We start from the raw sequence: 20567 nt of genomic DNA on the forward strand, positions 1-20567 counted from the left end.
CCCTACGCTTCCCGGTCAAAGTGATCCGATGATCACCGACCCGTTACGGACGGCTGACGTCGTAGCGGGCCTTGCCCTGATCCTCGTCGAAGAGGACCTCGATTTCCTTCTCGGGCACGGTGCTCATCTCACACTTGTAGCAGGTGAACCACATCATGTAGATACCGATCACCCACCACAGCAGCTGCCAGACCCAGATGGACGGCAGGCCGAAGAACCACCAGGTATCGGGGTTGGTCGGATCGCCGAAGACCCAGTTGCCCAGCAGGGCGCCCGGACCGAAGGCGAAGATCCACCAGCCGATGACGATGGTGAAGGCGATCGGGATCAGGTGACGCTTCTCGGCCGGCAGCGACGCATGCTCACGCAGGAAGGCGTGCACCGTCATGCGGTGATCGTAGTCTTCCTTGTTGTTCTGCGTCATTGCCGAGACGATCACGGCCACCAGGGCGTTGAGCACCAGGCCCCACCCAGCCGAGTGGATGGTCAGCGGCCAACGACCCCAGGGCACGTCGACGCCCATCGCCGCCAGCAGGTCGATGCCGAGGTTCTCGGTCATCAGCACGGCGATGATGCCCACGCTCAGGCCCCAGACGACACCCGGACGGGTGAGCCAGGGGAAGAAGCAGATGGCTGCCAGGGGCACCCACATCTGCGTACCCATCGCGGTGGCCAGACCGCCGAGCAGCACCAGGGCGTCGGTGGTCACCGTTGCCACGGTCAATGCTGCAAGCACCAGGATGGTGACGAAGATCCGCCCCGCCACGACCTGGGTCTGGTTGCTGGCGTTCGGCATGATGTAGCGACGCAGCAGGTCACGGGTGAACATGCCACTGGTGGTGGACATGTACGCCGCACCGGTGGACTGCATGGCCGCCAAGGCACAGACCGCCAGCAGGGCCGCCAACCAGGGCGCTGCCGCCTCCAGCATATTCAGCAGCTGGGGCACCAGCTCGCTGTCACCGCCCCGATCCAGGGACAGGTCCAGCCAGGCCCGCTCGAGATCCCCCGGCAGGGCTGCCAGCCAGTCCGGATCCATGTTGCGCGGATCCTCACCAATGGACAGCGCCGCCAGACCGGCCGCAATGACCTGCTCGACCTCCTGACGGTTCAGCTCGGGGTGCTCGGCCTGGATCATGCCACGCTGCATGACCGCCGAGGGCACCAGCGGGCTGAGGTTCATGCCGTCCAGGGACTCACCGGCATCGAGGCGCTGGCGCACCTCGTCGACTAGCCCCCGGTGTTCCGCACCCGGCTCGAACAGCGTCCGGTACTCGGCCAGCTCCTCGCCGTACTGGTCGGAGAAGATGTCCTTGGCGAACTCGGTGTTGCCGCCCAGGCCGTGGGTGGCCATTGCCTGGATCGCCAGGAACGTGAACATCAGGGCACCGACGCCCAGCGGGGACATCCAGGTCTGCTGCGGCGCAAACGGCCGCGGGTTCTGGTTGGAGAACGCCCACATGGTGAACGAGGGCGAAGCCATGATGCCGCCCAGCGCCAGCATGTAGGTGATGTTCATCACGCCGGTCCAGACGCCGCCCTGGGCATTGGCCGCGGCACCGACCCACTGGATGGCACCCGGGATGGCGACGTAGCCGCTGGCACCGGAATCACCCGGGACCATGCCCGGCGAGATCTCCCCAGCACCGCCGGTGGCCGTCTCCCACTCGACGAGGCCGGCAATCACGTGCGTGAAGTTGTTCCAGCCGCCGATGTAGTAGAGCGCCACGATGCCGATGACGAAGATACCCGCCATGAGCAGCACGGCCTGCGCCGCATCCACGTACGCCACGGCACGCAGACCGCCCGAGGCCACGTAGAAAAGCACCACCGCGGACAGCAGCCACATGCCGATCTCGACGCCCATCCAGCCGTCGGTGAGCACGTGGAACAGGAAGCCCGAAGCGCGCAGCTGGATCCCCAGGTACGGCACCGCAAAGATCAGCGCCACGATGAGGATCAGGATGCGGATCGAGTCCGTCCGGAAGTAGTCCGCGAACATCTCGCCCGGCGTGACGTAGCCCCAGCGCTTGCCGATCATCCATTGGCGCTTGAGGAACAGCATGCCGGTAAACGGGATGCAGATGGAGTAGAACGAGGCGTAGGCGTACTGCAGGCCGGCCTCGTAGATCAGGCCCGGGTGGCCCACGAACGTCCATCCCGAGAAGGACGTGGCCGTCGCCGCCAGTATGAAGACCCACATACTGACGGAACGCCCAGCCACGAAGTAGTCGCTGGCTGTGCGCGACCAGAGGTATCCCTTGATACCCCAGAAGATGCAGTAGCCCCAGTACAGGCCTACAAACACCAACAGCCATATGGCCATAGCTGACATTACGCGTCTCCCCCTCACATTTCTGGAGTTATGAGGTGTTGCACCCCCCACAGGGGGCGGCAAGCACCTAGCGAAAAACGTGCCACCCTTGCGTGGCCCGCTAACCCGCTGATGCACCTGGGCGCCGGTCCCGGCCTCCCCGCGCGGACGTTACCCGCGGTAACAGGCCACGTTCCCGCAGGTAACACCGGTGAGTAACACCCGCACAGTGGTTTGTCTCCGCGGCCGGGCTTGGGCATGATCAAAGCGAGCAGACGCCCGCACAGGAGAAGCGCCAATGGCCACCGGAGCGAACAGCCCCGGGGAACCGCACGTATCCGCCGACACGCTGGATATCCGCCGCCTGGCCGAGAACGAGGTCTTCCGCAACCTCGACGACGGGGTCCTGCGTGCCCTGCTCGGCCGGGGCAGCGTCCACCACCTGGACAGTGGCGAGGTGCTCTTCCACCTCGGCGACCCGGACCGGGATACGCTCTTTATCCTCTACGAGGGGCGCGTGGAACTGCGCGACGCGCACAACGTGGTCACCGTGCGCGAGCCGGTGACCCTGCTCGGGCTGTCAAGCTACTTCGACGACGAGCCCTACACCCTCACCGCCCTCGCCACCCGGCCGACGCTGGTCGTCGGCGTCCCCTTCGAGGACGTGCGCACCCTCGAACGCGAGCACCCGGCGCTGGCCGACACCCTGAGCCGCATCATCGCCGACCGGATCCGCGCCAACTCCTGGCAGCACCGCGGCAGCCCCACTGGCGCCCTGTCGCAGCCGGCCCGCACCGCCATGTCCACGCCGCTGACCTACCAGCAGCCGGACTGCAGCCTCGCCGAGGCGTTCCGCTTCATGGACGAGCGCCAGATCGGCAGCATCGGCGTGCTCGACGAGGCTGGTGGACTGGTGGGCCTGGCCACGCTGCGCACCATCGGCCGGGCCATCTTCACCCGCGGACTCAGCCCGGACGCCTCCATCGTCGAGGCCGCCGAGCGGATCACCGCCATCGGTCCGGAAACGCCACTGTCCGAGGCCAAGGACATCCAGGCGCGGGAGAACGTCAAGTACCTGGTGGTCATGGACGGCACGCGCCCGGTGGGCATGCTCTCGCAGTCGAACATGCTGCAGGCGATCATGGCGCAGCAGACGGTCATGCGCGAGCGCACCAACCGAGCCACCAGCATGGCGGAGCTGCGCCAACTGGCCGGCGAGGTGGGCTACGTCGCCCGCGAGGCCTGGAACAACAACCGCGAGGCGAGCCGCGCCACCTACCTGCTCAGCGAATTCCACCTGCAGCTCCAGCGCCGCTGCATCGACCTCGTCCTCGACGAACTCCACGGCGAGGGATGGGGCGAGGCCCCGCGCCCCTACGCCCTGCTCGTGCTCGGCTCGCTGGCCCGCCGCGAGGCACTGATCAACCCGGATCAGGACAACGCCATGATCATCGGGGACTACCCCCGCGGCAGCAGCGAGCCCCGCCCCCTGGACGAGACCGAGGCGGAGTGGTTCGCCAACTTCGCCGAGCGGGTCAACGTCCGCCTCGACGAGCTCGGCTACGAGTGGTGCAAGGGCGATATCATGGCCCGCAACCCGGAGTACCGCCACGCGCTGGAGCGTTGGCGGCAGCAGTTGCGCTACATCGCCCGGCACCCGAACAGCACCTCGGCCCGGTGGAGCAACATCTTTCTGGATTTCGAACTCCTCTACGGTGAGCAGGGGCTGGTCACCGAGCTCTGGGATTTCGTCCTCGCCACCCTGCAGGAGCAGCCCAAACTGCTGCGCTTCATGACCGGCGACGACGCCGAGGGGCAGCCGGCCGTGGGGCTGTTCAACCGCCTGATCCGCTCGCGCCGCTCCGACAATGGTCACGGCTGCGTCGATATCAAGCGCAAGGGCCTGCGCATCATCGCCAACGGCGCGCGCATCTACGCACTCTCCGCCAACGTGCGGGAGACCAACACCGTCGCCCGGCTCAAGGGCCTGCGCCGCGAGGGTGTGCTCACCAGCGAGATGGTCGACTCGGTCCTGACCGCCCACGAGGAACTGCTCGACCTGCTGCTGACCCACCAGATCGAGCAGCATCAGGCGGGGCAGATTCCGGACAAGTACATCGACCCCGAGGAGCTGGACGACCTGACCCGGCAGTCCCTGGCGACGAGCATGAAAGCGGTCAAGCGCTTCCAGGACCGCGTACAAGGCGTCTTCGGCCTTTAGAATAGGGCGCTCGCCGGGGGGGCAGCACGCCCCCGGCGATGGCGACCCGGCACGATAACCGAGAGGAGGCGGCCACGAAGATGAGCCAAGAGATCCTGATCGTGGACGATGAGGACAACATCGTCTTGTCCCTGGAGTTCCTGATGAAGCAGGCCGGTTTCGAGGTACGCACCGCCCAGGACGGCGAGCAGGCCCTCGAGGCCCTCGAGGCGCGCATCCCGGACCTGGTGCTGCTCGACGTGATGATGCCCCGCAAGGACGGCTACGAGGTCTGTCAGGAGATTCGCCAGCGCGCCGAGTGGGCGCACCTGCCGGTGGTCATGCTCACCGCCAAGGGCCGTGACGTGGAGCGCGAGAAGGGGCTGGCCATGGGCGCGGACGACTACATCACCAAGCCGTTCTCGACCCAGGAAGTGGTGGAGACGGTCCAGCACATCCTGGCCAACGGGGCGCAGTGATGGCCAGCGCCATGGCTCGCCGCCGGCTGAAGTTCTGGGCACCGGCACTGTTCCTGCTCCTGCTGATCGCCGCTGCGCTGGCCACCGTCGGTTACTTGACCCTGGGCCACGTCCCCGAGGGCCCGGAGCGCGCCAACGCGCTGCTCGCCTTCGGGGCCGCCGGCGCCGTGCTCATGGGGGCCACCGTAGCCATCTGGATCCTCCTCGACGCCGCGGTGATCCGCCCTCTGGGTGCCCTGGCCCGCGGCGCATCGATCATGGCCCACTCCAATCCGGCCCACGAGCTGGAGATCCCGAGCATGCACCTGCTCGGCGAACTCCCGGAGAGCTTGCAGACCCTCGGCAGCAATCTCTACGAGAGCCGCCGCGAGGTGGCCAAGGCGCTGGGCTCCGGCGCGCAGGGGGCGGAGAACCAGAAAACGCGCCTGGAGATCGTCCTGCGCGAAATCCAGCAGGGTGTGATCGTTTGCGACACCGAGGGGCGGATCCTGCTCTACAACCCGGCCGCCGGGGAGATCCTGCGCAACGACGCCCTGGGCCTCGGGCGCTCGATCTACGATGTGCTGGCCCGCTCGGCGGTGGACCACACCCTGGAGATGCTCCAGCACCGGCTGGCCATCGCCGAGGACCACACGGTCGCCGAAAACCGGGCCGAGTTCGTCTGCGCAACGGTAGACGACGGTGCCCTGCTGCACTGCCGGATGAGCCTGCTGCCCTCCTCCAGCCCGCTGCGCTCCGGATTCGTGCTGACCCTGGAGGACATCACCCGCAAGATCGAGGGGGTGGCACGACGTGACCACGCCCTGCGCAGCGCCGTCGAATCGCTGCGCGCACCGCTGGCGAACCTGCGCGCCGCCGCCGAGAGCCTCGGGCAGGGCGACGAGGCCATGGCCCGCGAGCAGCGGCAGTCCTTCGAGGCCATGATGGTCCACGAGAGCCGCGAGCTGAGCCGGCGCTTCGAGCGCATGGCCCGGGAAACCCACCGCCTGGTCTCCGCCCCATGGACGATGGCGGACATCAGCAGCGCCGATCTCTTCGCCAGTGTGCTGCGCCGCCATCCCGAGGGGCTGCCCCGGGTGGAGGTGGTCGGCATTCCGCTCTGGATGCACGCCGAGAGCCACTCCATCGGCCTGGTGCTGGAGCACCTGCTGCGCCACCTGCGCGGCGACCTGGGCATCGAGTCGGTCCGGGCCGAGCCGCTCATGGGCGACCAGCGGGTCTATCTGGATCTCTCCTGGACGGGGGCACCGATCCCGCCGGAGAAGCTCGAGGGGTGGCTCGACGAGGAGTTGCCCGAGGCCACCGGACAGCTGACACCGCGTGGCGTCCTGGAGCGCCACGACAGCGTGGCCTGGAGCCAGACCCAGCCGCGTTGTGAAGACCGCGCGGTACTCCGCATCCCCGTGCCGGTGTCGCGGCGCCAGTGGGAGCAACCGGGCGAGCGGCTGCCGCCGCGGCCGGAGTTCTACGACTTCTCGCTGGCCGACCAGGCCGCCGACCAGGGCGAGCTGCTCGACCGTCCTCTGGCCCAGCTCTCCTTCGTGATCTTCGACACCGAGACCACGGGCCTGGCCCCTTCGGAGGGCGACGAGATCATCTCCATCGCCGGGGTGCGCATGGTCAACGGCCGCATCCTCGAGGGCGAATGCTTCGAGCAGCTGGTCAACCCGGGCCGGCCCATCCCCAAGGCGTCGATCAAGTTCCACGGCATCCGCGATGAGATGGTCGCCGACAAGCCCGGGATCACCACGGTCCTGCCGCAGTTCAGTGCCTTCGTCGGCGACTCGGTACTGGTCGCCCACAATGCGGCGTTCGACATGAAGTTCATCCGCCTTAAGGAGGAGCAGTGCGGCCTGAGGTTCGAGAACCCGGTGCTCGACACCCTGCTGCTTTCGGTCTTCCTGCACGACCACACCCCCGAGCACACCCTAGAGGCCATCGCCAACCGGCTGGGGGTGGAGATCAGCGGCCGCCACACCGCGCTGGGCGATACCCTGGTCACCGGCGAGATCTTCGCGCAGATGCTACCCCTGCTCGAGGAGCGCGGCGTCACCACCCTGCGCGAGGCCATCAACGCCTCCGAACAGATGATCGAGGTCCGCAAGCAGCAGGCTCAGTTCTGACGTGACGGAACGGCGCAGCGAGCGACTCACCGCCCTGGCCCTGCTCGGGGTGGTGCTGTTTAACTACCCGGTGCTATCGCTGTTCGCGGTGGACGGCAAGGTGCTCGGGGTGCCGGTGCTCTACGCCTACTTCTTCACCGTCTGGGCCGGACTGATCGCGGCCGTCGCCCGGCTCAACCGGGCGGCCGCACGGGGGTGAGCGCCGTGCTGCCGGCCTGGACCATTCTGCTGGTCTCGGCCCTTTACGTCGGGCTGCTCTTCGCCGTCGCCTATACGGCGGACAAGCTCGGCGACCGCGGCCTGTCGCTGGTCAACAACCCGTACGTCTACACCCTTTCCATCGCCGTCTACTGCACGGCCTGGACCTTCTACGGCAGCGTCGGGCTGGCCGCTGAACACGGGCTGGCCTTTCTGACCATTTACCTCGGCCCCACCCTGATGGCCATCGTCTGGTGGGTGGTGTTGCGCAAGATCGTGCGCATCAGCAAGCTCTACCGGCTGACCTCCATCGCCGACTTCATCGCCGCCCGCTACGGCAAGAGCATGCTGCTCGGCGGCCTGGCGGCGTTCATCGCCCTGGTGGGCACCACCCCGTACATCGCCCTGCAGCTGCAGGCCGTCTCATCGAGTTTCGACGTGCTGCTGCACTTCCCCGACATGGAGGCGGTCCAGGCGGGCAGCGCCGGCCTCCTCGACGACAAGGCGCTCTACGTAGCGGTCCTCCTGGCGCTGTTCACCATCCTCTTCGGCACGCGCCACATCGACGCCACCGAGCGCCTGGAGGGCATGGTGGTGGCCGTGGCCTTCGAGTCGGTGGTCAAACTCATCGCCTTCCTGGCGGTGGGGATCTTCGTCACCTTCGTTCTCTTCGCGGGTCCGGTGGAGCTCTTCCGCGAGGCAGCGGCCACCCCGGCCATCCAGGAACTCGGGCTGCTCACCGGGCTGCCCGGCGGCTACCAGAGCTGGATCGCCATGCTGGCGCTGTCAGCCCTGGCCATTCTCTTCCTGCCGCGGCAGTGGCAAGTGAGCTTAGTGGAGAACGTCAACGAGGATCATATTCGCACGGCCTCCTGGCTGTTCCCCCTCTATCTGCTGGTTATCAACCTGTTCGTCCTGCCGGTGACACTCGCCGGTCTGCTGTTCTTCGGCGACGAGATCCCCGGGGACGACTACGTCCTCGCCCTACCCCTGGCGGTGGATCAGGGCCTGCTCGGGCTGCTGGTGTACATCGGCGGCTTCTCGGCGGCCACCGGCATGGTCATCGTCGCCACCATCGCCGTGGCCATCATGGTCAGCAACGATATCGTCACCCCGGCCCTGCTGCGGCTGCGCCGCTTCCACGCCCGGGGCCGGCACGACCTGTCGAGGCTGATCGTCGCCATCCGACGCCTGGTGATCTGCGTCATCCTGGCGCTGGGCTATATCTACTACCTGCTCATCGCCGACACCCACGCCCTGGTCTCCATCGGGCTGATCTCCTTCGCCGCGGTGGCCCAGTTCGCGCCGGCGGTGCTGCTCGGGCTGTTCTGGAAGGGGGCGAGCCGGCGCGGGGCGCTGGCCGGGCTGGTGGCCGGCTTCCTGCTCTGGGTCTACACCCTGCTACTGCCCTCGCTGGCCGAGGCCGGCCTGCTTGGCGAACAGCTGCTCCGCGACGGGCCTTGGGGGGTCGAGTGGCTGCACCCCTACGCCCTGTTCGGCCTGGAGGGTATGGATCCGATCGCCCACGCCTTCTTCTGGACCATGCTCGCCAACCTCGGGCTGCTGCTGGGGGTCTCGCTGTTCGATCGACAGGGCGACATGGAGCGCATCCAGGCCACGCTGTTCGTCGACGTCTTCCTGCGCTCCGAGCGCGACGCCCGCTTCTGGGAAGGCACGGCCACCGTGGGCGATCTGCAGGATCTGCTCGGCCGCTTCCTTGGCCCGGAACGCTCCGCCGAGGTGATCCGCGAGTATGGCGCCCACCGCGGCCGCCCGCTGGACGAGGCCGAGCAGGCTCGGCCCGAGCTGGTCAACCACGTCGAGCGCCTGCTCGCCGGGTCCATCGGCTCCGCCTCGGCGCGGGTGATGGTCTCCTCCATCGTCAAGGGTGAGGCCCTCTCCTACGAGGGCGTGATGGAGATCCTCGACGCCACCTCGCGGGCCATCGAGTACTCACGGCAGCTCGAGGAGAAATCCCGCGCCCTGGAGAGCGCCACCGAGGAGCTGCGCGCGGCCAACGAGCGGCTCAAGGAGCTCGACCAGCTCAAGGACGAGTTCGTCTCCATGGTCAGCCACGAGCTGCGCACGCCGCTGACCTCCATCCGCGCCTTCGGCGAGATCCTGCTCAACAACCCCGAGATGGACGCCGATCAGCGCCGCGAATTCCTTGAGGTCGTGGTCCGCGAGAGCGAGCGTCTGACCCGACTGATCAACCAGGTGCTGGACCTGTCCAAGATCGAGAGCGGCTCGGCCCAGTGGCAGCTGGAGGACGTCGACCTCTCGCGCCTGGCCCGCGAGGCGGCCGAGTCTACCCAGCAGCTCTTCGCCGACCGGCAGACGCAGCTGCACATCGAGGTCACCAGCGACGACAACGCCGTCAAGGGTGATCCGGACCGGCTGATGCAGCTGATCATCAATCTGCTCTCCAACGCCTCGAAGTTCACCGAGCCCGGCGAGGGGCAGGTCTGGCTGCGTCTGGAGCCGGGCCGCGGCGACACCCTGCGCCTGTCGGTGACCGACAACGGCCCGGGCATCAGCGAGGAGGATCAGCGACGGATCTTCGACAAGTTCCACCAGATCTCTCAGCAACAGGCCGGCAAGCCCAAGGGCAGCGGTCTGGGGCTGGCCATCTGCCGGCTGATCGCCGACGCCCACTGGGGCACCCTGTGGGTGGAGAGCGAACCCGGCGCCGGGGCCAGCTTCGTCTGCGAACTGCCGTGCGCCGGCGGCGAGCACAGCAACGTCACCGGCTACGTAGCGTTCACCGAACACGGACCGACATCCCCAGGAGAGGCATCCGCGTGACCGATCCGCAGCCCCCCGCCTTCCAACCGGCCTGGTGGCTGCCGGGCCGCCACGCCCAGACCGTCTTCCCGGCCCTGCTGCGCAGCCCGCCGCGGATCCCGCTGACGTCGGAGACCTTCGAGCTGCCCGACGGCGACTTTCTGGAGCTGGCCTGGGGCCCCCCGGGCCAGGGGCTGGCGATTATCGGCCACGGCCTGGGCGGCAGCAGCGACTCGGCCTACGTGCGCGGGCTGGTGGCCGAGCTGGCCCGGCGCGGTATCGGATCGGTGGTCCTGCAGTCGCGGGGGGCCGGGCGGCGGCCCAACCGCCACCGGCGCTCCTACCACGCGGCGGCCTGGGACGATCTGGAGGCGGTGGTCGCCGGCCTGGTCGAGCGGCGCCCCGGGCAGCCCCTGGCGGTGGTCGGCTTCTCGTTGAGCGGCTCGATGCTGCTCAACTGGCTGGCCGAGCGCGGCGACTGCCCGGTGGCGCTGGCCGTGGCCGTCTCGTTGCCGTTCGAGCTGGACCGCTGCGCCGACGCCCTGGAGCAGGGTTTTGCGCGCGTCTACCAGGCGTACCTGCTGCGCCGCCTGCGGGCGATGGCCGCGGCCAAGTTCGCCGCACGCAGCGATGCGCCGGTGCCGGTGGAGCGGATCCGGCGCATCCGCCGCCTGCGCGAGTTCGACGACCTGCTCACCGCGCCGCTGCACGGCTTTCGCGATAGCGCCGACTACTACCGGCGGGCCAGCTGCCGGCAGCGTCTCGGCGCCATCCGCCAGCCCACCCGGATCCTCCACGCGGCGGACGACCCCTTCGTGCCACCGGAGACCATCCCGCAGGCCGACGAACTCGGCCCCGGGGTGTCTATGGAGCTGCAGCGCCACGGCGGGCACGTCGGCTTCGTCCATGGCACCCGGCCGGGCCGGCCCGGCTACTGGCTGGACGGGCGGATCGCCGGGCTCATCGAGACCGCGCTCGGCAACCCGCCCTCTACCGGCTAGACCGGCGCCGGGCTCAGAAGCGCAGCGTCCCGGTCACCCGGACGTCCCGGCCCGGCTCGTCGCGGATGTAGAAGTTGCCGCCCTCCTCGTCGACGAGTGAGGTGTGCTCGGCGTACTGCTCGTCGAAGAGGTTGTGCACCGCCAGCGCCAGGGTCAGGCGGTCGTCGGCCCACGGCTGCCACTCGGCCTGTACGTCGTGGAGGTGGTAGCCGTCGCGCTCCGGCTCGTCGTCGGGCACGTCGGTGTGATCACCCACCCAGGTGAACGTGTAGCCCAGGGTCAGGGTCTCGTGGGCCGCCCAGCGCTGATCGAAGACCAGGCGGTCACCGCCGCCCCCACCCAGGCGCCGGATCACCCCCACCGGGTCGCCGTCGTCGTCGACGGCCTCGGCGCTGAGGAACGAAAGCCGGGCGTCGTAGGGACCCACGCCCCAGGCGGCGCGCAGCTCGTAGCCACGCAGGCGGACCGAGTCGCGCTGAATGACCCCGTCGATATAGCCATGATTTTTTGATCGCCCGGGGTACCCGCTATCCGTGCGAGTCAGACTGTTCTTGATCCGCGTCTCGAAGAGCGTCGCCTCGAAGTCGAAGCGGTCGCGGGCCGTGATCCAATCCCGCCCCTGGTAGCGCAGGCCGCCCTCGGTGCGACGCGACTCCTCGGCCTTGAAGGGCTCGCCGTCGTTGAGGTTGGTCTTCTCATCGTCTATGAACTGCAGCCAGCCGATGGGCAGGACACCGGCGCCGCTGACCGCCTCGCCGTAGCCGGCGAACGCACTCCAGCCGGCGCTCATCTCCAGCTCGGCGCTGAGGTTGGGCGAGACGGCGTCGCCGTCCAGGTCCTGCTCCACCAGATCCGTGTTGTAGTCATCGAAGCGCAGCCCCGCCGAGAGGCGCAGCCGCTCCCAACGCATCCGGTTCTGCAGGAAGGCGCCGAAGTTGCGCGAGCGGTGGCTGAGCCGCGGACCGTCGGTCTGGCCGATGCGCCCGTCCTCGGTGTAGTAGTCGAAACCGGCGGTGAGCCGGTGACGGGTCGGCCCAGCGTCCAGGGTAAAGGTGTTGCGCAGGTCGCCACCGTGCTCCACGGCCCGGGTGGCGGTGCCCTCATCCTGGCGCTCGAGGCGATTGTCGTTGCGGTAGACCCGGGCCTGCCAGTCCACGTGGGGGTCGGCCGGTTGGTAGCGGTGCTCGGCGGTCCAGGTCTCACGCCGCTGCTCCTGGCCCGTTAGCTCCTGGTTCGGGTGGGTCCGCTCGCGGGGGTCGCCGAAGTCACTGCCCCAGGAACCGTAGTGGTGGTCCCCCTCGAAGGTGTTGCGCTGCACGCCGAAGCGCAGCTGGTGCCCGCTGGCCGGAACCCGGCTGATGCGGGCCAGGTAGTCGCGGTCGCGGCCGCCGGAGTACGGCATGCTCCCGCCGCCGCCAACGCGGTAGTCATCCCGGTTGACCGCACCGATGTGGGCCAGGACGCCCCAGTCGCCGCCCAGCCGGCCGAAGGCGGTGGCCGAGCCGCGCTCGGCCTCGTCGGCGCTGGCGTAGCCAGCGCGCAGGCGGGCCCCGATCTCCTCGTCGGGGTCGAGCAGGTCCTGGGCATCCACGGTCTCAAAGCGAACCGACCCCCCCAGGGCACCGGGGCCCTGGTCCGCCGCCGGACGCGGGTCGAGATCGGCCGACCGCAGCAGGTCCGGGTCGAGGCCGGTCAGGCCACCGCGGTGCTGGTGAAGATTGCGCCCCTGGCGGGCGCCGTCGACGCTGACGTTGAGGTTGCTCGACTCGACACCGCGCAGGTAGAGGCGCTGGGCGTTGCGGCTGCCGCCACCGACCCCGGCCGAGGCCTCGCCGCGGAAGATCTCGGCGCTGCTGGAGGCCTGGCGGCGCTGCAGGGCTTCGCTGTCCGCGCCGCGTCCCAGGGGATCGCCGCCGGCCTCGATGCGCACCGGCGACAGATCGGTGGAGGAAGCGATCGGTTGGTCATCGTCCGCGGCGTGGGCCGGGACCGACACCGCCGTGGCCAGCAAGGCACCGAGCAGGCGCCCGGGTTTTCGATCGTTCGGATTCATGTTCAGCGCTCCTCGTCTTGCGACGGGCGCTGGCGACTCAAACTGGGGGAGCGACGACGGCTGCAGCGCCGCCGCCGGACGGATGGGATCACCGGCAAGCTCACCCCCAGGCGCGCCGCCCGCACGCCGTTTCGTGGGTTGCTGTGGGCCGGTCTCCGGGCTCGTGGGGGGACGCTGGATGCGTCGTTGCGGATCGCCTTCCCGCGAGGGCCGCCGGGTGACGGCTGTCTCGCAGTGGCCTGTGATCCGCAGGCCCCACCTACCGTTGCGGGGGCAGCGCCGGCTTCACTGCTGGGTGCAGCTGGACCGGACTTCCCGTTTAACCCCAGGCGATCCTGTTGCGCCTGCGGGCACCCACATCGAAGTCGCGGAGTTTAGGCAGGCTGATCGGCCGGTTGCAAATCGACGAGCCGGACAGTTCGTCGCAGGGGGCGCGATCCCCGTGCCCACCCCCGGGGGATGCACCGACGGAACGCGCACCTAGCCCGCCGGCCGCCCCGGCACGCCGAGCGCCTCCAGCCAGGCGGGTTCCAGGGCCTGCTCCAGGGTGTCGGCAAGGCGATCCAGCTCCGCCTCGATGCGCGCCTGCTCGTCGCCACCCTCGCCCTCCAGGGCGAACCACTCCACCAGCAGGGCGCGGCGGAACGGCCCGCTGTCGAAGAGCCGGTGGAGGTAGCTGCCGAGCACGCGGCCGTCGTCGGAGCGCGCCACGAAGGGGAAGAGGCCCTCTTGGGCGCCGGTGACACCGTGGTGGATCTCGTAGCCGGTGACGGTCACCGGCGCCGGCCACTCGGCGTGGCCGTGCACCTCGGCCAGCTGCTTGGTCGCCGCCAGGCGGGTGCGCACCGGCAGCAGGCCTAGGCCCGGGGCGCTGCCGCCGCCCTCGACCCCTTCCGGGTCCTCGATGTGCTCGCCGAGCATCTGCAGCCCGCCACACAGGCCGACCACCCGGCCTCCATACCGACAGTGGCGCAGCAGCGCCTCGGCCACGCCGGATTCACGCAGCCAGGCCAGATCCGAGAAGACGTGCTTGGAGCCGGGCAGGACGATCAGATCCGCCCCGTCGAGATCCCGCGGCTGCCGGGCGAAGCGGACGTGGACCCCGGACTCCGCATCCAGGGCGTCGAGGTCGTCGTGGTTGCTCATCCGCGGATAGGCCACCGCCACCACCTGCAGGGCGCCGCCGGGGCCGCGCGGCCCGGCCATCCGGTAGGGGGCGTCCTCCTCGGGCAGGTGCAGATCGGGCACCGCCGGGACCACGCCGATCACCGGCACGCCCCCGCGCTCGGCGAGCTGCGCCGGCGCCTCGCCGAGCAACTCCGGGCTGCCCCGGAAGCGGTTAATGATCAGCGCCTCGACCCGGCGCCGGTCGGCCGCATCAAGCCACTCCAGGGTGCCGAGCAGGGAGGCGAAGACGCCGCCGCGGTCGATATCGCCCACCAGCCAGACCGGGACGTCGGCGGCCTCGGCGAAGCCCATGTTGGCGATGTCCCCCTGGCGGAGATTGGGCTCTGCCGGCGAGCCGGCGCCCTCGACCAGCACCACGTCGTAGGCGGCACGCAGGCGCTCGAAGGACTCGAGCACCGGCGGCAGCAGCGGCTGGCGGGCCTCACGGAAGGCGCGCGCCTCGAGCCGCCCGGTGACCTGGCCCTGGAGCACCACCTGGGCGGTGCGCTCGGCCTCGGGCTTGAGCAGCACCGGGTTCATGTCGGTGTGCGCCGGCACCCCGGCGGCCAGGGCCTGGAGCCACTGGCCTCGGCCGATCTCGCCGCCGTCGCGGGTGACCGCCGCGTTGTTGCTCATGTTCTGCGGCTTGAACGGCGCCACGCGGACCCCATGGCGGGCGAGCAGGCGGCAGAGACCGGCTACCAGCGCCGTCTTGCCGGCGCCGGAGCAGGTGCCCTGGAGCATGAGGGTGCGGGCACTCACCACTCGATCCCCGGCTGGGCGCGCACCCCGGCCTCGAAGGCGTGTCGCACGGCGCCTACCTCGCTGACCGTATCCGCGGCGTCGATCAGCGGCTGCGGCGCGTGACGGCCGGTAACCACCACGTGCTGTTCGTAGGGCCGCCGGGACAGGTCATCCAGGACCTCGCCCAGTTCCAGGTACTCGTAGCGCAGGACGATGCACAGCTCATCGAGCACCACCAGCGACGGCCCCTCCTCACACAGCCAGCCCCGGGCGGCGCGCCAGGCCTCGCGGGCAGCCGCCACATCCCGCTCGCGGTCGGCGGTCTCCCAGGTGAAGCCCTCGCCCATCACCTGCCAGTCGACCCCGGGCTGGTCACGGAAGAAGGCCTCCTCGCCGGTGGCCCGGCCGCCCTTGATGAACTGCATCACCCCGGCGCTGCGGCCGTGGCCCAGGGTCCGCGCCACCATGCCCAGCGCCGACGAACTCTTGCCCTTGCCCGGGCCGGTGAGCACCAACAGCACACCGCGATCCTGCTGCGCGCGGGACCGGCGCTCCTCCATGACCGCCCTCTTGCGCTCCATGCGCGCCGCGTGCCGCTGCGGATCCTTCGCGTCTTCACGCATCGCTTCGCACACCTCGTTGCTCGGGAGAAACCGCTCCCCGGGGAAGCGGCGACAGGTAGCCTACCGGCTCAGGAGCCCGGCGACGACCTCGGGCGCCGAGGGAAAATACGCGTGGAAGTAGGTCGCCGTCAGGCTGCCGACCCGGTAGACGCCCTCGGCCGGGCTGCCGCTGCGCCGCACGGTTTGCTCCGTGGGCTCCAGGGCCGTCTCCAGCCGCGAGTGGTGGAAGGTGTGGCCGCGCAGCTCGCCCTCCGGGCGGGACAGGCTCTGCAGGCCGATGCCCGTCAGCCGCCCGGCCATCTCGGCACGCCCCGCGAGGAGGCCGAGCATCGGGTGCTCGACGCCCTCGCCATCGACCAGCGACTCGGCGCAGTACATCAGACCGCCGCACTCGGCGAGGGTCGGCCGGCCCGCCGCGTGGTGCTCGCCGATGGCGGCCCGCATCCCGTCGTTGGCGGCCAGGGTGGCGGCGTACAGCTCCGGGTAGCCGCCGGGCAGCCAGAGGGCATCGCAGGGGGGCAGCGTCGCATCGCGCAGCGGCGAGAAGGGCACCACCTCGGCCCCCATCGCCTCCAGCAACTCGAGGTTGGCCCGGTAAGCAAAGGCAAAGGCGGCATCCCGGGCCACCGCGATCCGCTGCCCATGCAGCCGCCGGGGCGGAGCCGGCGGCGCCTCGCCGTGCAGGGCGACCGGGGGCGGCAGGCGGTCCACGCCGGCCTCGGCAAGCACCGCTGCGGCCGCATCCAGGCGTGCATCCAGATCGGCCACCTCGCCGGCCTGGACCAGTCCGAGGTGGCGGTCGGGTACGTGCAGGGCCTCGTCGCGGGGCACCGCCCCGAGCCATTCCACCCCCTCGGGCAGGCTGCCGGCGAGCATGCGCGCATGCCCCGGACTCCCCACCCGGTTGGCGATGGCCCCGATCACCCGCACGTCATCGCGGTGGCGGGCCAGTCCACTGACCACGGCCCCGAAGGTCTCGGCCATGGCCCGGGCGTCGATCACCACCGCCACCGGCAGGCCGGCCAGGGCGGCCAGATCGGCACTGGAGGGGTCGCCATCGAAGAGCCCCATGGACCCCTCGACGAGGATCAGGTCGGCCTCGCGCGCGGCCTCGGCCAGGCGCCAGCGGCACTCGGCCTCGCCGGTCATCCACGGGTGGAGCTGGTAGACCGGCGCCCCGCTGGCCCGCTCCTGGACCATCGGATCCAGGTAATCCGGGCCGTGCTTGAACACCCGCACCCGGCGCCCGGCATTGCGGTGCAGCCGGGCGAGCGCCGCGGTGATCATCGACTTGCCCTGGCCGGAGCCCGGGGCGGCGATCAGCAGCGCGGGGACCGTCATTGCCCGAAACCCTAGCGCAGGATGAGCAGCGGCGTGCTCGAGCGCATGATCATGTGGGTGGTCGTGCTGCCGACAAAGAACCGGCGCAACCGCGAGTGGCCGTAGGCGCCCATGGCCATCAGGTGGATATCCTGCTCCTTGCGGTAGTTGCACACCGTCTCGTCGATCCCGCCGGGACGGACCTCGGCGTGGACCGTGAAACCGGCCGCCTCCAGCTGCTGACGCGGGGCGAGCAACCGCTCGCGGTTGACCTCGGTATCGGCGTCAACCAGGAGCAGGTGCGCCTCGAGCCCCTGGAGCAGCGGGCTCTCGGTGATGCGATCGACCACCTTCTGGGCCGCCGGGCTGCCGTCGTAAGCGATCAGGAAGCGTTCCGGCTCGCGGAAGGCCAGCGGCGCCACCAGGATCGGCTTCTGCACCCGGCGGATGGTGCTCTCCAGGTGGCTGCCGATATGCTGCTCTTCGGCGTCGCCGTCCTCGCCCTGCTTGCCGAGCACCAGCAGGCGCATCTCCTCCTGCGCCTTGTCCAGCACATCGGTCACCTCGCCGTTGCGCAGCAGCCGCCCGGGGTTCTCGATGCCCTGTTCCCGGGCGCGGCTCATGGCATCCTCGAGGATGGCGCGCGCCTGCTCGCGTGCGAGCCTACCCCGCTGCTCCTCAAGCTGCACCATCTCGTCGAGGAGGTTTTCCCGCACCCCGAAGGTCAGATTGCCGCTGAGATCCGCCTCGCGCTCACCGTGCGGGTTGCGAAAGGCGTGCAGGAACGTCAACGGCGCCTGCAGGCGCCGTGCGGCCCAGACCGCGTGATCGCAGACGGAGGGCGACGAGCGGGATCCGTCGACGCTGGCGATGATTTTGCTCATGGTCGTTGACTCCTTGCCCGGCTCAGTGACCCATCAACCGCTCGACGGCATCCGGCTCGTTGTGGACCGCGTAGCGATCGACGATGGTCGCCGTCGCCTCGTTCATGCCGACCACGTCCACCGCGACGCCTTCGCGGCGGAAGTTTATGACGACCCGATCCAGCGCGGCCACCGACGTGATGTCCCAGAAATGGGCCCGGGTTAGATCGATGGTGACGGTGTCCAGGTCCTCACCGAAATCGAAGGACTTGCGGAAACGCTCCGCCGAGGCGAAAAAGACCTGGCCGACCACCTCGTAGCGGCGGTGCAGCGTCTGGTCGTCAGGCAGGCTCTGCACATCCGAGCGCACGTACATGAAGCGGCTGACCTTGTTGGCGAAGAACAGCGCCGCGAGCAGGACGCCGGTGAGCACGCCGATGGCCAGGTTATGCGTGAGCACCGTTACGGCCACGGTGCTGATCATGACGATGTTGGTACTCATCGGGTGCTTGGGCAGATCCCGGATCGAGGCCCAGCTGAAAGTGCCAATAGAGACCATGATCATCACCGCCACCAGCGCCGCCATCGGGATCATCTCCAGCAGCGGGGTCAGAAAGACCACGAGGATCAGCAGCACCAGGCCGGCGACCAGCGACGACAGCCGCCCCCGCCCGCCGGATTTCACATTGATCACGGACTGGCCGATCATCGCACAGCCGGCCATGCCCCCCAGGCTGCCCGCGGCGATGTTGGCGATACCCTGCCCCTTGCACTCGCGGTCGCGGTCGGTCTCCGTATCGGTCAGGTTGTCCACGATCCCCTGGGTCATCATGGACTCCAGCAGCCCCACCACGGTCAACGCCAGCGCATAGGGGAGGATGATCCAGAGCGTCTCCAGGTTCAGCGGGACATCCGGCCAGAGGAACACCGGCAGGGTGTCCGGCAGCTTGCCCATGTCCCCCACGGTGGGGATGTCCATGCCGAGGAACCAGGCCAGCGTGGTCAGGACGACGATGGTCACCAGCGGGGACGGCACCATCCGGGTCAGATACGGGAACAGGTAAAGGATCGCCAGACCGCCGACAACCATCGGGTAGACGGTCCACGGCACATCGATCAGCTCCGGGATCTGCGCCATAAAGATCAAGATGGCCAGAGCATTGACGAAACCGGTCATCACCGAGTTCGAGATGAAACGCATCAACTGCCCGACCCGCAGATAGCCGGCGATGATCTGCAGCACGCCGGTCAACAGGGTCGCCGCCAGCAGATACTCCAGCCCGTGCTCCTTGACCAGGGTGACCATCAGCAGCGCCATCGCCGCGGTGGCCGCCGAGATCATCCCCGGCCGCCCGCCGGTGAAGGCGATCACGACCGCGATGCAGAAGGAGGCGTAGAGGCCGACCTGCGGGTCCACACCGGCGATGATGGAGAAGGCGATGGCCTCGGGGATCAGGGCCAGTGCCACCACGATGCCGGCGAGCACGTCGCCCCGGATGTTGCCGAACCACTCCCGCTTGAGCCTGCTCCAGTCCATTCCGTTCCCCAAGTCACCAGACCATTACGCCCCCTTTCGGACCGCTCCAGGACCGAGGGCTCGTACGCAATACGAAACCGCGATGGTGCGCTCACGGGCCGGGCCCGGAGCCTGGATGCCGCGAATCACCAGCAGACCCGGAAGGGCCCGCCACCAAGGAGGGCGCTGTTCGTGCCAATCGCGAAAGGGCGAGGATCCTACCAGCCCTGGGGGGGCGAATGACAGACGGAGACCTCCGCGAAGCGCACCGCACCCTCGCCGGCGGGCACACGGATTGACGGCACATGCCCTGCGGCCGGATACTTACCGGCAATTTGCCGGCGATCCGTCCAACCGGTGGCAACACGGAGCGGGAGGCAAGCGTGAACCGCGTGATCTTTAATCAGAAAGGCGGGGTGGGCAAATCCACCATCACCTGCAACCTGGCCGCCATCAGCGCCGCCTCCGGGTTGCGGACGCTGGTGGTCGACTCCGACCCGCAGGGCAACTCCTCGCAGTATCTGCTCGGCGCCGATGCCGACGCGTGCGAGTCCACCATCGCCGACTTCTACGCCTCGACCCTGGGTTTCCGTCTCGGCCCCCGCAAGCCGGCGGATCTCGATCAGTTCATCACCGAGACCCCGTTCGAGAACCTCTCGATCCTGCCGGCCAACCGGGAGTTGGAGGCGCTGCAGAACAAGCTGGAGGCGCGCTACAAGATCTACAAGCTGCGCGACGCCCTCTCCAGCCTGCAGACCCCATTCGACGCCATCTACATCGATACCCCGCCGGCACTGAATTTCTTCAGCCGCTCGGCGCTGATCGCCGCGCAACGCTGCCTGATCCCCTTCGACTGCGACGACTTCTCCCGCCGTGCGCTCTACGAGCTCGTCGAGCACCTGGAAGAGATCCGCGAGGATCACAACGAGGCGCTGCGGGTCGAGGGCATCGTGGTCAACCAGTTCCAGCCCAGCGCCAATCTGCCCCGGCAGCTGGTCGAGGAACTGATCAACGAGGAACTGCCCATCCTCGCCCCCCACCTGAACACCTCGGTCAAGGTCCGCGAATCGCACCAGAACGCCCAGCCGCTGATTCACTGGGCGCCGAGGCACAAGCTCACCGGACAGTTCCGCGAACTCTACGAGAACCTCAACGGCGCGACGGTGGCCTGCTAGGGCGCGC

Annotated in this window: 14 protein-coding genes and 1 riboswitch; of the genes, 7 read left to right on the forward strand and 7 right to left on the reverse strand. The window is 69.1% G+C overall.

Going from position 1 to position 20567, the window contains the following annotated elements; translation table 11 throughout:
• Nucleotides 1-43: 43 nt before the first annotated feature.
• Nucleotides 44-2308 carry a sodium:solute symporter family protein gene (locus CCR79_RS10185; RefSeq protein WP_304118897.1) on the reverse strand — a complete coding sequence of 755 codons (2265 nt, stop codon included), beginning with the start codon at nt 2306-2308 and terminating at the stop codon, nt 44-46.
• 304 nt (nt 2309-2612) lie between these two features.
• On the opposite strand from CCR79_RS10185, the gene CCR79_RS10190 reads away from it, so the two are divergent.
• From CCR79_RS10190 to CCR79_RS10215, 6 genes are all read left to right on the forward strand, one after another.
• Nucleotides 2613-4535 carry a putative nucleotidyltransferase substrate binding domain-containing protein gene (locus CCR79_RS10190; RefSeq protein ID WP_201171825.1) on the forward strand — a complete coding sequence of 641 codons (1923 nt, stop codon included), beginning with the start codon at nt 2613-2615 and terminating at the stop codon, nt 4533-4535.
• Between the two features lie 80 nt (nt 4536-4615).
• Entirely contained in the window at nt 4616-4993 is a 378-nt protein-coding gene (locus tag CCR79_RS10195; RefSeq protein WP_201171826.1) for a response regulator transcription factor, read from the forward strand.
• The gene (locus CCR79_RS10200) at nt 4993-7116 is read left to right on the forward strand and encodes a 3'-5' exonuclease (RefSeq protein ID WP_201171829.1); all 2124 of its coding nucleotides are present in this window, start codon (nt 4993-4995) and stop codon (nt 7114-7116) included. The genes CCR79_RS10195 and CCR79_RS10200 overlap by 1 nt, the downstream gene beginning before the upstream one ends.
• Before the next feature lies 1 nt (nt 7117).
• On the forward strand, nt 7118-7315 hold the full coding sequence (locus CCR79_RS10205) for a hypothetical protein (RefSeq protein ID WP_201171832.1): 198 nt from the start codon (nt 7118-7120) through the stop codon (nt 7313-7315).
• Nucleotides 7312-10119, forward strand: coding sequence for a sensor histidine kinase (locus CCR79_RS10210; RefSeq protein ID WP_345941494.1), 2808 nt, complete (start codon nt 7312-7314; stop codon nt 10117-10119). The genes CCR79_RS10205 and CCR79_RS10210 overlap by 4 nt, the downstream gene beginning before the upstream one ends.
• Nucleotides 10116-11099: a hydrolase gene (locus CCR79_RS10215; RefSeq protein WP_201171835.1), complete on the forward strand. Its 984-nt coding sequence runs from the start codon at nt 10116-10118 to the stop codon at nt 11097-11099. Before CCR79_RS10210 ends, CCR79_RS10215 begins: the two co-directional genes overlap by 4 nt.
• Nucleotides 11100-11112: 13 nt before the next feature.
• On the opposite strand, the gene CCR79_RS10220 is transcribed toward CCR79_RS10215, so the two are convergent.
• From CCR79_RS10220 to CCR79_RS10245, 6 genes are all read right to left on the reverse strand, one after another.
• Nucleotides 11113-13152: a TonB-dependent receptor plug domain-containing protein gene (locus CCR79_RS10220; protein ID WP_201171837.1), complete on the reverse strand. Its 2040-nt coding sequence runs from the start codon at nt 13150-13152 to the stop codon at nt 11113-11115.
• 129 nt (nt 13153-13281) lie between these two features.
• Nucleotides 13282-13515, reverse strand: a riboswitch (cobalamin riboswitch).
• A 117-nt stretch (nt 13516-13632) separates the two neighbouring features.
• Nucleotides 13633-15081 carry a cobyric acid synthase gene (locus CCR79_RS10225; RefSeq protein WP_430654668.1) on the reverse strand — a complete coding sequence of 483 codons (1449 nt, stop codon included), beginning with the start codon at nt 15079-15081 and terminating at the stop codon, nt 13633-13635.
• A complete protein-coding gene (cobO, locus tag CCR79_RS10230; RefSeq protein WP_201171838.1) occupies nt 15078-15686 on the reverse strand; it encodes a cob(I)yrinic acid a,c-diamide adenosyltransferase in 609 nt (202 codons plus the stop codon). Before cobO ends, CCR79_RS10225 begins: the two co-directional genes overlap by 4 nt.
• A 60-nt stretch (nt 15687-15746) precedes the next feature.
• The gene (locus tag CCR79_RS10235) at nt 15747-17027 is read right to left on the reverse strand and encodes a cobyrinate a,c-diamide synthase (protein ID WP_201171839.1); all 1281 of its coding nucleotides are present in this window, start codon (nt 17025-17027) and stop codon (nt 15747-15749) included.
• An 11-nt stretch (nt 17028-17038) separates the two neighbouring features.
• Nucleotides 17039-17890: a universal stress protein gene (locus tag CCR79_RS10240; RefSeq protein WP_201171840.1), complete on the reverse strand. Its 852-nt coding sequence runs from the start codon at nt 17888-17890 to the stop codon at nt 17039-17041.
• Nucleotides 17891-17912: 22 nt separating this feature from the next.
• The gene (locus CCR79_RS10245) at nt 17913-19406 is read right to left on the reverse strand and encodes a SulP family inorganic anion transporter (protein WP_201171841.1); all 1494 of its coding nucleotides are present in this window, start codon (nt 19404-19406) and stop codon (nt 17913-17915) included.
• Between the two features lie 362 nt (nt 19407-19768).
• Here CCR79_RS10245 and CCR79_RS10250 point away from each other — a divergent pair, with 362 nt between their 5' ends.
• Nucleotides 19769-20560 (forward strand): AAA family ATPase, encoded by a 792-nt coding sequence (locus CCR79_RS10250; RefSeq protein WP_201171842.1) that lies wholly within the window; start codon nt 19769-19771, stop codon nt 20558-20560.
• The last annotated feature ends 7 nt before the right edge of the window (nt 20561-20567 follow it).

The organism is Halorhodospira halophila (assembly GCF_016653405.1).
In the GTDB taxonomy this organism is placed as follows: Bacteria; Pseudomonadota; Gammaproteobacteria; order Nitrococcales; family Halorhodospiraceae; genus Halorhodospira; species Halorhodospira halophila_A.